Genomic DNA, 13,159 nt, shown 5'->3' on the forward strand with positions numbered 1-13,159 from the left:
ATTTCAACTTATTTGATTTTAAAGTTCCGAGATATTACCAATTGTGCGGTGGGGAATTGATTGCCATACTAGGAACAACAAAGCAACCACACACCAAACCCACTCCAAAACATGGCAACTAACTTATTAAGTAAACTCTCAATTGCAACTGTTAGCACCGCAGCTATTAGCCTTTCTCTCCTTAGTGCAAATCCCGCTCAAGCCAATGGTTTTAGTGACGGATATGAAGTAGAAAACTGGACATTGACAAACAATAATAATGCCAATGGTTTTGTCAATACCAGTAATGCTCCCGAATCCATCACTTTAACAGCAGGAGATGATGGTTCTTACTATGGTGGAAGTAGCTGGTATACAGCGACATCTCTTGCAGATGGGTTGGTTAGCTTTGATTGGAGCTACACGACCAATGACCCTTATGGTCCGGGGTGGGACCCCTTTGGATATATTCTCAATGGTGTTTTTACTCAACTATCGAATAGCTTTGAATACAATCAGTTCGGTTCAGCTAGCTTTGCAGTCCTAGCAGGAGATCTATTCGGCTTTGGAGTCAGCACAGATAACGGTGACGGTACCGCTATAGTAACAGTCTCTAACTTCGCGGCACCTCAAAGCGTTCCTGAACCGGGAACCATCGCTGCACTCGGATTAATTGGTTTGGGTGGCTTGTTAACGAAGAAAAAACTGAACGCTTCAGACAACTAATTCGTCGTTTTTAGAAACAAAAATTATAGCCAAATACTCCTCAAGTCTCAGCTTCGGTTGAGACTCTTTTTGTATCTTTGTAGAGTTGATCAAGAGAAAATCTTCGTGACTTTGTGTCGTGAGGGTGAGTTTCTTGAGTCAAAAACCCGAAAAAATAGAAAAGCCAGGAATATAGGTCATTCCCGACTTGATCTCGTAAATCTTTGACTCAACTCCCGTAATGCTTTTATGATAAAACCAAGAGAGTTTAGTCAATGATGAGTCTGAGATTATGCCCAAAACGGTCGCCGACGTAATGACATCTAAGCCAATCTTGGCCAAGCCTGATATGCCTCTCAAAGAAGCCATCCAGATTTTAGCAGAACACCAGATTAGCGGTCTTCCCGTGGTTAACGATGCAGGCAAGTTAGTAGGTATTATCTCGGAAACTGATATCATCTGGCAGGAAAGCGGTGTCACGCCTCCTCCTTATATTACGATTCTCGATAGTGTGATTTATCTGGAAAATCCATCCCGTTACGAAAAAGAACTTCACAAGGCTCTAGGTCAAACCGTTGAAGAAGTGATGACAACAGGGCAAATAGCAACAATTACCCCGAATCAATCTCTCTCAGAAGCAGCACGTTTACTCAATGAAAAGCGAGTTCATCAATTACCTGTATTAGACGAAGGGGGGAATGTGATCGGTATTCTCACCTGTGGAGACATTATTCGCACGATGGCAGCCAGTTGACGATTCCTTGGCTATTGCGTCTTCTAGTTGACATCCTCCCGTCGCTTTTAGCGAGGGATTCCTAGACTTGACAATCTAGGTTTCTGCTTCACCCACATCTGCGTACACTACCAACCTTGGTTGATTATGTCCCCGTCTTACGTCATGTCCACAGACTTTCGACCCATTGCAGAGTCCCGATTCCGCCAGCCCGGCGGTACGGTGTCTTGTCAGACTTTGTACTTGTTGCTTAGAGTTTTTACCCAATCAAGCTTTCCTGATTGGAACCCCCAAACTCAAGTTTTCAAGGTGCTAAACCGATTACTTGATTTTTGTATTTCGGTATTTTTCAATTATATAGCAGTAAGCGAATACATTAGGACATTTCTAAATCCTAAAACCCCTTCACCGTCTACTGATCCGGTGTTCCCTGTTCCCTGTTCCCGATTCAAGTACGCTATACAACTATGGGAGGCACGGCTTTCCTCCCGTCGCTTTTAGCGAGGGTCGACCGCCGAGAGAAAAGATGATAAGATTTGAAGTCTCAAATCAACCCGAAGACTGAGGTTAATTTTGAAGACCTTGGCCAAGTCAATAGGAATTTATAAAAAACGCCAAACCTTGAGAAAAAACCTTTTAACAACATGAGCATTACTCCAGAGTCCGTTCAACAGTTGCTCAGTTCAGAAGATTTAGGCGATCGCTTACGTGGAGTCAATCAACTCCGTCAGCTAGAACCCGAAACGGCTTTTGCTCTGATTCAATCGGCTGTTGCGGATCGAGATACCCGAGTCCGCTATGCGGCTGTGAGTCAATTATCGACCTTGGGCGAGCAAGATCGCACTCGTGCATTACAACTCTTACGAGAATGCTTACTCCAAGATCCAGAAGCCGATGTCAAGGCGGCAGCAGCCGATGCGATTGGAGGGCTAAAATTGCGTGAAGCCTTTGATGAGTTAGAGCAAGTCTATCATAATACTTCAGAATGGTTGATTAAATTGAGTATTGTGGCAGCATTGGCTGAACTGGAAGAACCAAGGGGATTTGAATTGCTAGAAGAGGCCCTTAAAGGTGACAATGACCTGATCCGAACCGTTGCTATCGGCGCAATGGGAGAACTTGGGGATCGGCGAGCAATTCCTTTACTGCTTCCTTATGCTGGTGATCCAGACTGGCAGATCCGACATCGGGTTGCTCAAGCTTTAGTTCATTTAGGCGCTTCCCCAGAAGCCGAAGAAACGCTCAAGCAACTCGCCAGTGATCAGGTTGAAGCTGTAGCCCAAGCTGCTCAAAGGTTAGATCAGATCAAAAGCTAAATCTAGCAGGAACTTGGCGAACGTTGAGGGTTTGTCAGTAAAGTTGCCAGAACAACGGCTTCCGAGAAGAGGTGTTTTCTGGTAGCTTAACTATATGAGAGTCATTTAAAGCTGGGTATCCGCTCTCGTACCGTCGTTGTACTTACTATTTGTTCGTTGTTTGGGAGAACAAGATGTTAACAATTCTGTTTCAATTTTTTTTAGCCGCCTTGGTGATTCTTTCGTTTATCATGGTTGTTGGTGTTCCCTTTGCCTACGCTTCTCCACAAAATTGGAGTCAGTCTAAGCCTCTGTTGTATATTGGTTCAGGACTCTGGATCGCCTTAGTGCTTCTGGTTGGAGTCTTAAACTACTTAGTGGTTTAATTGAGAGATTGGGTTAGAGGCTCAGGTTATTCACAAAAATTAGGGCTGAATTGTCGAACCTCTGACCCTGGCCACAGAAAGAGAGGATCACAGGCATGACCGTTTTTGAAGGAAATTTTACTCAAACTGACTCATTCAAGTTTGCAATTGTTATTGGTCGTTTTAATGACTTAATTACCAGTAAGTTGTTAGAAGGCTGTCAAGATTGTCTCAAGCGGCATGGGGTAGATGCCGATCCTCAAGGAACGCAAGTTGATTATGTCTGGGTTCCGGGTAGTTTTGAGATTCCCTTAGTGGCGCATCAATTAGCCCTGAGTCGGCGCTACGATGCGATTATCTGTTTGGGAGCCGTGATTAAAGGACAAACTCCTCACTTTGATTATGTGGCGGCAGAAGTCTCAAAAGGCATCGCAGCGACGGGATTTCAAACGGGTACTCCGGTGATCTTTGGGGTGGTGACAACAGACACCATGCAGCAAGCCCTAGAACGAGCAGGGATTAAGAGTAATAAGGGATGGGAATATGCAATGAATGCCCTGGAAATGGCGAGTCTGATGCGCCAAATTCATGGGGCGCCTGATCGCTATGGAAATCATTCTTCGGCAGGAGGAATGTTACCGGGGGGAGCGAGTCGGGCGATCGCGGCGGAACCTTCGATCAATACACAGGAACCCTCCTACTAAATCAACCCGGTTCAGGAAAAAATTTGAAAAGTTGCTTGACAAACTGAGTTTTTTGTGGAATCCTAGAAAGAGTCAAGCAATATTGCGGGTGTAGCTCAGTGGTAGAGCGCAACCTTGCCAAGGTTGATGTCGTGGGTTCGAATCCCATCACCCGCTTACTAAAAGAATATAAAGCTTAAAAAAGCAGCAAATAGGCTATAGGATTGCTGTTATCATCGGAAATAAGGAGTGCAAGGGAATAAAATTCTCTTGTATGACATTTAACTCTTGAGGGGGCTTGGGGGAGCTATAAGTCCCACGCCTGAACCCCTAAGGGTCAGCGTAGGTAGTTCACTCAACTCTCAACTTCTGTCGAGTCAATACTGATGTCAGGGAGACAGTCTAGCGTTTCAACTCAAGGGAAAAATCCATGAAAATCTAAAAACTTACAGATCAAGAAATTGACAAGACTGAGTTGGTCAGTATGATTCATTAAGTCTGTATTTAAAATCCGTAATTCTTAAACGCTTTATCTGATAACTGCTTGTGCCATCTCAGAAAGCCCAGAAAATCGAGTTAAACGGTGATTACCCTTGCCCCTGTAGGCGGAAGGGTCACTTAGTTCCGATCACGCTGACAGAAGCCTTTGGCTGCGATCGCTGTCAGCAAATTTTTGTTGTAGATGAGAGCGGTTACTCTCTAGAACAACTCTCAACCCACTATCCTTATAAACAAGCATGGCATTGGACAGGTCATCAGTGGCATCGAGCCAGTCCGGGTTTTCGGACTCATTACTTACCCCTAGCTTTAGGAATGCTCTTAGTGCCATTGGTAATTTGGCTACCTTTGGCATTGTATTCACCGGGACCCAATATTATACTTTGGGCAATGGTTGCGGTAATGTTGGCAATGTTGCCAGCATTGATGGTCTGGCTTGCTTACAGACGGTGAGCGAAGATGATAATTGATGATTTTAGTGCTTCACCCCCGCCGACGAACCCTATTCGTCGTGCCTATACAGCGAGTATACAACTAGCAAAGACGAAAGGAGAGCATCGTAGCCGTACCTTACGGGCTATGGCTGAAGCCATTAGAAAAAGGCAAAACGATATTTTAGAAGCAAACACCCTAGACTTAGAAGCCAGTCGAGAACTGGGTATTTCAGAATGTGTGAGTGAGTGGTTAAAGCTGACTCCTGAAAGGCTAGAAACAACGGTACAAATCTTGAAACGGTTGGGAGAACTTCCCGATCCCATCGGACGAGTCATCGGAGTTTCCTATCAACTCGAACAGGGTCAGACCTACTATCAACTGATTCCGATTGGGGTGGTGGGGTTAGTCTATGAAGCCTTTCCCGAATTGGGTGCAATCGCGGCAGGACTGTGCATGAAAACGGCTAATAGTTTAATTTTACTCGGTGGCAGTGAAGCGAACTATTCCAACCAAGTGATCACTCAAGCTTTACAGTCGGCGATCGAAGAAGAAGGTATGCCTATAGGCTGTTTAGAAGCCTTTCCCGCCGAACAGGAAGCCAGCATTCAAGACTTAGTGACTCAAGACCAATATATTAATCTGATCATTCCCTATGGTCGGCCCCATTTGGTGCAGCAAGTGGTCAATCAATCGACTGTTCCTGTTTTGCGTTCGGCGATGGGGAACTGCTATCTGTATTGGTCAGCAACAGCCAACGTGGAAATGGCGCGATGGATGATCTTGGATAGCCATCAAAGCAAACCTGACCCCGTTAATGCGATCGAGAAAGTATTAATCGATCCCAACCAGAAGGGTTCATCCTTAGTCAGACTTTGGAACAATCTGCGTGAAGAAGGATTTGAACTCAAAGGAGACGAACTCCTCGTCCAACAATTTCCCGAGCTAACCCTGGCTGAACCCTCAGAATGGTCACAACCCTACCTGAATAAAACCATCGCTTTTAAAGGAGTAGACAGTCTAGAAGAAGCGATCGCCTGGATGAACGAATATAGTAGTGGTCATAGCAACTGCTTGGCAACCGAATCCTATAGCGAGAGCCGTCAATTTGCCTTAGATGTCAACAGTGCCTTAACCTTTATCAATGCTTCTCCGCGATTCTCACGCCATCACAATCGAGGGGATGCGATCTTTTTAGGAATGTCCAATCAGGTGGGATATCGGCGCGGATTAATTGGCTTAGAAAGCCTAACAACGGTCAAATATATCGTCCAGGGAAATCCTAACTTTTAGCTAAAAAAACCCCAAGGGAGAGGGGAAAAAATAACGATTCATGTTGTTCATTCAAGATTCAACTGTCCCCAGCTCCCAGTCTTAGCGAATGGTGAACTCAGCCTTACTTCGTCGTCGGGACTAATTTAACTTTTTTGGCTAAACCCAACGCTTGTAAAAGTTGAATCGTCATCCAGGTCTGATCAATTTCCCACCATTGCAAACCATGACGAGCAGAATACTGGTAAGCGTGATGGTTATTGTGCCAACCTTCACCATAAGTCAGGACAGCCACCCACCAACAGTTGGTAGAAGCATCATCACAATCAAACGTGCGGTATCCGAACTTATGAGTTGCACTGTTGACTAACCAAGTGCAGTGGAACACGGCGACAATCCGCACAAACACTCCCCAAACCACAAAAGGCCAGCCGCCCAAGAGGAAAAGCAGACCCCCTAAAGCAAACTGAACGAGAATGAAATAGTCTTGACAAAATTGATAAACCGGATCTTTGCCGATATCCTGAGTTAAGCGCTCAATGTCAGCTTTTGGCGGACGAGCGAACAGCATCCAACCCATGTGACTCCACCAAAAACCCTTGTTAGAGTCATGGGGATCTAACTCATGGTCAGAGTAAAGGTGGTGCATCCGGTGTGAACCCACCCAATCAATCACTCCACCCTCACAGGCTAAAGTGCCACAGAACACGAGAAAATATTCAAGCCACTTCGGCGTTTCAAAACTGCGATGAGTCACAAGGCGATGAAAACCTAGAGTAATTCCCAAGCCCCCTGTTACCCAGTGTAAAAAGACTGCAATTCCAACCGCAGCCCAACTAAAATTACTCGGAAGTAATGCAAAAAGTGCGCCGACGTGGAGAATTACCATAAAGATGATAACTTTCCATTCGGGATTAAGTTTTTTTGAAGTTGCAATCGTCATGAAAATCTGAGCTTTCTTTACGAGTCTGTCCTATTTGCGTCATAATAAGCACCACTCACGCGGTTAGGCGAGTTCGGTGATGAGCAGTAGCATTTTACAACTAGATGAAGCAAAGCAGGCATTGTTTAGGATCTTTTCCGGAATCGATGGTCAGGTCAAGCAAAATCTAAAACGAGTTTTAGATGCTTTTCGACAACATCGAGTCGGAACCCACCATTTTGCAGGAGTTACAGGCTATGGCCATGATGACTTAGGTCGTCAAACGCTTGATCGAGTGTTTGCGGAAATCATGGGAGCCGAAGCTGCTGCTGTCCGAGTCCAGTTTGTTTCTGGGACTCATGCGATCGCCTGTGCTTTGTTCGGTGTTTTGCGTCCAGGGGACGAAATACTAGCTGTTGCTGGCGCTCCCTATGACACTCTAGAAGAAGTCATTGGTTTACGAGGCAAAAGTCAAGGTTCACTTCTTGAGTATGGCATTTCTTACCGTCAAATAGATCTGCAATTAGATGGAAAAATAGATTGGGAAAGTTTAAAAGTTGGTATTACCTCTAAAACACGCTTAGTCCTGATTCAGCGCTCTTGCGGCTATTCCTGGCGTTCCAGCTTATCTATTGCTGAAATTGAGAAAATTGTCCACATTGTTAAACAACAAAATCCCGACACCGTTTGTTTTGTGGATAACTGTTATGGGGAATTTATCGAAACCCAAGAACCCACTGCGGTGGGCGCTGATTTAATTGCGGGTTCGTTAATTAAAAATCCAGGTGGGACTATCGCGCCTGCGGGGGGATATATTGCGGGACGGGCTGAGTTAGTGGAAGCGGCGGCTTGTCGGTTAACAGCCCCCGGAATTGGCAGTCATGGCGGTGCAACCTTTGATCAAAATCGCTTGTTATTTCAAGGCCTATTTTTGGCCCCGCAAATGGTGGGAGAAGCGATGAAAGGAAATCATTTACTCGCCTATGTTTTTGACAAGTTAGGTTATCGGGTTAACCCTTTACCTTTAGAACCCCGTCGGGATGTTATTCAGGCCATTGAGTTGGGTTCACCCCAAAAATTAATCGCCTTCTGTCGCGCCTTACAGAAGTATTCTCCGGTCGGTTCCTATCTCGATCCCGTTCCTGCGGAAATGCCGGGGTATGAGAGCCAATTAGTCATGGCTGGTGGAACATTTATTGATGGTAGCACTTCAGAATTATCCGCCGATGGGCCGTTGAGAGAACCTTATATTGTATTCTGTCAAGGGGGTACCCATTGGACTCATCTTGAAATTGCCTTAGAAGCCGCCATAGAAGCCGTTGGGTTTGCCAATGATTCTTAACAGAATTATGAATTATAAATTATAAATTATATATAGCACGCCAAAAACCCGGTTTCTTGAACAATACACATCGCCAATTTTCCGCCCACGGTAGAAGAAACCGGGTTTTTTAGTCTGGAGGTACCACGCCAAAAACCCGGTTTCTTGAACAATACACATCGCCAATTTTCCGCCCACGGTAGAAGAAACCGGGTTTTTTAGTCTGTACTGTACTTCATTCAACTCACAATGCAAAGTTTTTATTGCTTTCATGTACATCTTTGATTAACTACCTGAAATCTAAAATTTAACCTGAACTGCGCTGTACAGTATGCCTGCAAACTATATTCTTATCAATTTTGTTACAACAAATGTTGATTGATAGGAGCGTCATCTATAACGTTTTATGCTAGAATTAATGTTGGTTAACGAGAGACGGGTTGGCGCAGGAGACCTGGTGGATAAAAAAATTATCAGCGATGAATTTATAGAAACCTTAAAGGATGATAAATACAAAACACATCTTGATGAAATAAAAGATGCTCTATCAATCCTAAATGATGCGATTGAAAGCCTAGAGTCTTGTATTCTAGATGAAGCTGCGACTCTACTCAAACAGAGGTGTTTTGAAAAAAGCACTATACTCTCTGAGAACACCCAAGCTTTGGGTATAATTAGAAGCCATATTCGAGAATATATTACCCAACTTGAAAACGAGGATGATTGGGATGATGAGAATAATAATGATTCTGAATTGGATTGGGAAAATGATGATCAATTCCTCGAACCCAGTCAACTCAACAACCCCCTAGAAACATCTAAGGTATTTACCTTAGATCAGTCCGTTGACGTTACTTACTTTAAACCTACATTATTTAGGTTCAAGCAGAATGAATATGAGGTTAACAGTTGGAGATATTTTTTACGAGATTTATGCTTTATATTGTACAAACTAGATAAAGAGATTATATTAAGCTTTCCAAATCGAAAAGAGTTTATTGGTCGCACAAGAAATTATTTTTCCAAAAAACAGTCAGATTTGACGTGCGCTGGTAAAATCAATACCAATCTTTATGTAGAATTAAATCTATCCGCAAATGATATACTAAAGTTAGTCAAAAAAATTCTGAAGGCATACAGAATAGAACCCCATCACGTTGAAGTAGAGGTTCGTCCTGTAAGGTCTATCTAGCACCCCATCAGCTAAATGCTCACATTTCAATTGTCTGATTGGGGAAAAATAAAGCGATCGCAAAAATGACAAGAATTGCGAGTGTGGGGGTTGAAATCCTGTCTCTATCGTGCTAAAGTAATAATGATTGCGATCGCTAATTCCAAGAATTTTGTGATCCTTTACCCACAAACAACATAAATCGCCCAAATTGCCATCGCCCTGAGATAATGACTCGCCCGAAAGGTTCCGGCTGCGGTAATAGCTTCAGGAGTGCGGAATTGTAAGCCATTTTCATAAATTTGTTTCACCACTACTTCGGCTAAATTAAACCCTTCCTCTTTCATTCCCATTTGAATTAAAAACGCCGCCAACCCAAAATTAATCCCCGTCCAAACTTCTAACGGATGAGTATCATTAGGGTTAACAGGTTCGCCATTTAGTCTAACGCCATTAGCAGCACCCAGTTGACCTTGATAGAAATTTTGAAAACAAGATTGATAAATCGTTTGTAAGGCTGAAATGGTTCGTTCTGGGGCAACAATATCTTCTAATCCTAACAGTTTAACATAAAATTGACCACAGAGTTGATCGGCCATCACCACATCGGAACCACTCTCACTATCAAGCTGATAATATTGACCATTCCAAAGCTTTTGATAGATCGGTTTTGCTTGTTTTAACCATGTTTTATAAGTTGAAATGGTTTCTGAAAGTGAGGGAAACAATGTAGAAAATTCAGTCTTTTCTAAACAGTTTCCGATTTCTATTGCTGCTTCCAACGCCGCTAACCACAACCCGCCACAATAAGCACTCACCCCCTGCAATTTCCAATCATCAAAGGTTTGGTCAGGTGCGCCGCTATTTTCAGGAATTCCGTCTCCATCTTTATCAAAGGTTTTGAGATAATCTAAGGTTTCAACGATAGCTAACCAACAGTCTTTTAAAAATTCATCATCCTCACTTCCCGTTAACACAAAATCTCGATAAACTTGCAACACAAAATCACAGGGTAAATCTTTCCAGAGATTACAATCTTGATAGCTAGTATAATTCGTTTTTTCCCAAGGATGTTCGTTCGGTGCGCCTAAATCGTGGGGAGTTGCGCCTGTTGCTTTACGAATCGCCTCAGCTTGATTATAACCGATAATTCGCGGGGTTTTATCACCTTTAGAAATCGAACGTGCAAAGGCTAATAACACCGATTTTTCCAAATCCGGCCATAATAAAAGCAGCGCAAACGACCCATATAAGCGCACATCCAAACTTTCATACCAACGATAATCAATACATTCTAAAACCGCAAATTGACCTTTAGGATTATTTTCATCGGCTGCACTCCAAAGCGTCCCGCCATCGGTTAATAAATACAGTTCATTAAACAACGCCATCTTAAACCACGAAGGCAACTCTTGACGGTTTAAGATTGGATTTTGCCAGTCTTTAATATTATCCAACCAGACATCAGAATGCTTCATCGCCGTGCGAATCATTGACCAAGCATTTCTGCCATTGCGACCAAAAAAATCGGTGTAGCGACGATAATAACAAACCCCAGATTCAAACTCAGTTACAGGTAAATCCCAAGCCAAGAAAAAAGGAATTTTGCGGGTTTTTCCAGGTCGTATCGTAAACTTAACCGCCAAAGCAACGCCAATTTGTTCACCGGTTGCGGCAGGACGTTCACTTTCTTGATCTAATAAAGTACCATCTTGGGCAAAATAATGCCAAATTTCCTCGCCCGTTCCCGCCGTATTCCAAGCCGTTTGATAATAGACTTCTACCGCCGGATTTGTAATCGTTGCAATTGCCATTTGTCCTTCGCCTTCTCGGACTTCTTCACTGACACTGAGGCGAGACATGAGACAACCAACCCGATGAAAATCTTCTACTAAATGATTAAAATTCCCGACACTATTTCCCCAACGGGATTGATATTCATAAACCGGACTGCCATCATCTCGGACTTGAACTTGAGGTTTATCTAACGCATTGGTAAACCAACCGATTGTATTTTGCCAAGTCAGGAGAATACTGAGGGTAATCGGTTCATCTGTAGGATTATGGGCAATCCATTCAAAAACAGCAATCGGATAACTACTTTCTTGATAATTTACCGCCCAAATTGGCGAAAATTGTTCACAACTTAACTGGGCTTTAAAGACATTTTCATAGACAAACCAACTGCGAGGATAAAGGGCGCGATAGGTTCCCGTTTTCTGCGAATTAGAAGACGCAGGGTACCAATTCCAAGCCGACAAATTCCCATCTTCTGGCGGTTCCGTACAAAGGGCATAGGCTTGAGTTTTGCCGTTGCTTTCCTCAAACACACTAAATTGACAAGCGGGTAAACTGCGGAAAATATGTTCACCGCCATCGAGATGCCAGAGGTTAAAATCTCCTCGCGATGAACGACCAATACAACCCGCCCCGAACCCGCCTAACGGCATCCCATGCCAGGGGCCATCATCGAGGTTACTGCTGTAGCGGACAGTATAGGGTTTTTCCCAACCTAGACCGATGGGACGATTCCAGGTATGGGGCGGTATGTCGTGGCTCGTCGGTTGATTCATCATAAAGTCGATTTTATCGCAAAATGGCTTCTCAAGTGCATAGGCTTGACTGTTCCAGACATATAGGGTTGTAGATAGAAAAGGTTAGTGCAACTTTTGTCTCACTGATTTCTGGAGGAGGTCAAAATGAGGAGATTTAAACCGCAATTTGTTAGTTCTTTAAAAAAATGAAAGAAGAACCACAAAGACAGGAAGACACGAAGATTTCCTGGCTTGAGGTTCTCTGTAAACCATCCTACAATTGCTGAACTTGGAAACGATTTTAAGATTTCAAGTTACAGTTGATATTCGTATAAATACGAGTTCTTGTGATTCAACTCTTGATCAAAAATAAAATGACTCAAAGAACACTAAAATGGAGTTAAGTAAAATTCACTCAACTCCATTCACTAATCTATTGATTTTCAATCTGACTTAAGAGTGAGGCATAGTACCTGTAGATGTGCGACCTGGCCCCCCTTCAGGAATAGTTTCCCACTCACCATTTGAACTTTGTTGATATTGAGTTTTGACAGAGTTCCAAGCGATTTTTTCAGCACCATCTTTACTCAAACCATCAGAAGTGGCACTATTAAAAGCGGCTAAAAAAATCTGTTGTGCGCCGCGAGGCAGTTTGGATTTAACAGTTTCAGGTAACTGTTCAAGAGTTTCGTAAGCCATCTTACTGTTTCCTCAAAAATATATTTTGTAATCTTATTATTGATTGAACCGTTGAATTCCCCAAAAAACATCTGACCTCAGACAGAGATTAGAAATGAATGCTAAAATTACCAAGAGAAGCAGGTTTAAAGCCCCGTCGTTCACGACGGATTATTGTATGCTACAATAACTTATCTTGGAGCGACAATGATAAACATGATTGTCTATGAAATGAAGCTACAAGGAACTGTTGCCCAGTACAAAAAGTTAGATGAAGCTATTCGTACTGGTCGTTTAGTTCGCAATAGCATCATTAAAGCATGGATAGACGGTCAAATCAAAAGTCGTAACGATGCCTATCGCTACTGCAAACTGCTGTCAGACAATCCTAGTTTTCCTTGGGTGAACAAACTCAATTCTATGGCTCGACAAGCACAGGCGGAAAGAGCATGGGCATCCATTTAAAAACCGATAGAGAAGCGGAAGAACGGATTAACTTAACTGTAAAACGCATAGATCTTGGCATCTCACAGATAGCTTAATCCGTTAAATCCTTATCCTATCTGTTTTA

The 13,159-nt window shown here is 43.2% G+C and carries 12 protein-coding genes, 1 tRNA gene and 1 pseudogene; 11 read left to right on the plus strand and 3 right to left on the minus strand.

Annotated elements, in window-relative coordinates; genetic code table 11:
* Positions 1 to 111: 111 nt before the first annotated feature.
* The 8 genes from VB836_RS28790 to VB836_RS28825 all read left to right on the plus strand — a co-directional run bounded on the left by VB836_RS28790 (position 112) and on the right by VB836_RS28825 (position 5,983).
* Positions 112 to 705, plus strand: coding sequence for a PEP-CTERM sorting domain-containing protein (locus VB836_RS28790; protein ID WP_323224778.1), 594 nt, complete (start codon positions 112 to 114; stop codon positions 703 to 705).
* Positions 706 to 976: 271 nt separating this feature from the next.
* Positions 977 to 1,438 (plus strand): CBS domain-containing protein, encoded by a 462-nt coding sequence (locus tag VB836_RS28795; RefSeq protein ID WP_323224781.1) that lies wholly within the window; start codon positions 977 to 979, stop codon positions 1,436 to 1,438.
* A gap of 623 nt (positions 1,439 to 2,061) precedes the next feature.
* Entirely contained in the window at positions 2,062 to 2,733 is a 672-nt protein-coding gene (gene nblB / locus VB836_RS28800; RefSeq protein ID WP_323224783.1) for a phycobilisome degradation protein NblB, read from the plus strand.
* A 173-nt stretch (positions 2,734 to 2,906) separates the two neighbouring features.
* On the plus strand, positions 2,907 to 3,098 hold the full coding sequence (gene psbZ / locus VB836_RS28805; RefSeq protein ID WP_046279455.1) for a photosystem II reaction center protein PsbZ: 192 nt from the start codon (positions 2,907 to 2,909) through the stop codon (positions 3,096 to 3,098).
* Between the two features lie 95 nt (positions 3,099 to 3,193).
* Complete coding sequence (ribH, locus tag VB836_RS28810; protein ID WP_323224786.1) at positions 3,194 to 3,781, plus strand: 6,7-dimethyl-8-ribityllumazine synthase; 588 nt, start codon at positions 3,194 to 3,196, stop codon at positions 3,779 to 3,781.
* An 84-nt stretch (positions 3,782 to 3,865) separates the two neighbouring features.
* Positions 3,866 to 3,937, plus strand: a tRNA-Gly gene (locus tag VB836_RS28815).
* Positions 3,938 to 4,306: 369 nt separating this feature from the next.
* The gene (locus VB836_RS28820; protein WP_046281385.1) at positions 4,307 to 4,711 is read left to right on the plus strand and encodes a hypothetical protein; all 405 of its coding nucleotides are present in this window, start codon (positions 4,307 to 4,309) and stop codon (positions 4,709 to 4,711) included.
* Between the two features lie 6 nt (positions 4,712 to 4,717).
* On the plus strand, positions 4,718 to 5,983 hold the full coding sequence (locus VB836_RS28825; RefSeq protein ID WP_046281384.1) for a glutamate-5-semialdehyde dehydrogenase: 1,266 nt from the start codon (positions 4,718 to 4,720) through the stop codon (positions 5,981 to 5,983).
* A 103-nt stretch (positions 5,984 to 6,086) separates the two neighbouring features.
* Here VB836_RS28825 and VB836_RS28830 read toward each other — a convergent pair whose 3' ends face one another.
* The gene (locus VB836_RS28830) at positions 6,087 to 6,905 is read right to left on the minus strand and encodes an acyl-CoA desaturase (RefSeq protein ID WP_323224788.1); all 819 of its coding nucleotides are present in this window, start codon (positions 6,903 to 6,905) and stop codon (positions 6,087 to 6,089) included.
* Positions 6,906 to 6,984: 79 nt separating this feature from the next.
* Between VB836_RS28830 and VB836_RS28835 the strand changes: the two genes are divergently transcribed.
* Complete coding sequence (locus VB836_RS28835; protein WP_323224790.1) at positions 6,985 to 8,226, plus strand: methionine gamma-lyase family protein; 1,242 nt, start codon at positions 6,985 to 6,987, stop codon at positions 8,224 to 8,226.
* Between the two features lie 385 nt (positions 8,227 to 8,611).
* Complete coding sequence (locus VB836_RS28840) at positions 8,612 to 9,397, plus strand: hypothetical protein (RefSeq protein ID WP_323224792.1); 786 nt, start codon at positions 8,612 to 8,614, stop codon at positions 9,395 to 9,397.
* A 161-nt stretch (positions 9,398 to 9,558) separates the two neighbouring features.
* Here VB836_RS28840 and VB836_RS28845 read toward each other — a convergent pair whose 3' ends face one another.
* Positions 9,559 to 11,952, minus strand: coding sequence for a GH116 family glycosyl hydrolase (locus VB836_RS28845; RefSeq protein WP_407659784.1), 2,394 nt, complete (start codon positions 11,950 to 11,952; stop codon positions 9,559 to 9,561).
* Positions 11,953 to 12,363: 411 nt separating this feature from the next.
* Entirely contained in the window at positions 12,364 to 12,609 is a 246-nt protein-coding gene (locus tag VB836_RS28850) for a ChaB family protein (RefSeq protein WP_323224794.1), read from the minus strand.
* A 195-nt stretch (positions 12,610 to 12,804) separates the two neighbouring features.
* Here VB836_RS28850 and VB836_RS28855 point away from each other — a divergent pair.
* Positions 12,805 to 13,050, plus strand: a pseudogene (locus tag VB836_RS28855) (hypothetical protein); the annotation flags it as partial.
* Positions 13,051 to 13,159: the final 109 nt, after the last annotated feature.

This window comes from Limnoraphis robusta BA-68 BA1, assembly GCF_034932365.1.
Classification (GTDB): Bacteria; Cyanobacteriota; Cyanobacteriia; order Cyanobacteriales; family Microcoleaceae; genus Capilliphycus; species Capilliphycus robustus.

Coding starts and splice junctions, on each gene's coding strand:
- VB836_RS28790 (WP_323224778.1), top strand. CDS start 112: ATGGCAACTAACTTATTAAGTAAACTCTCAATTGCAACTGTTAGCACC.
- VB836_RS28795 (WP_323224781.1), top strand. CDS start 977: ATGCCCAAAACGGTCGCCGACGTAATGACATCTAAGCCAATCTTGGCC.
- nblB (WP_323224783.1), top strand. CDS start 2,062: ATGAGCATTACTCCAGAGTCCGTTCAACAGTTGCTCAGTTCAGAAGAT.
- psbZ (WP_046279455.1), top strand. CDS start 2,907: ATGTTAACAATTCTGTTTCAATTTTTTTTAGCCGCCTTGGTGATTCTT.
- ribH (WP_323224786.1), top strand. CDS start 3,194: ATGACCGTTTTTGAAGGAAATTTTACTCAAACTGACTCATTCAAGTTT.
- VB836_RS28825 (WP_046281384.1), top strand. CDS start 4,718: ATGATAATTGATGATTTTAGTGCTTCACCCCCGCCGACGAACCCTATT.
- VB836_RS28830 (WP_323224788.1), bottom strand. CDS start 6,905: ATGACGATTGCAACTTCAAAAAAACTTAATCCCGAATGGAAAGTTATC.
- VB836_RS28835 (WP_323224790.1), top strand. CDS start 6,985: ATGAGCAGTAGCATTTTACAACTAGATGAAGCAAAGCAGGCATTGTTT.
- VB836_RS28840 (WP_323224792.1), top strand. CDS start 8,612: ATGCTAGAATTAATGTTGGTTAACGAGAGACGGGTTGGCGCAGGAGAC.
- VB836_RS28845 (WP_407659784.1), bottom strand. CDS start 11,952: ATGATGAATCAACCGACGAGCCACGACATACCGCCCCATACCTGGAAT.
- VB836_RS28850 (WP_323224794.1), bottom strand. CDS start 12,609: ATGGCTTACGAAACTCTTGAACAGTTACCTGAAACTGTTAAATCCAAA.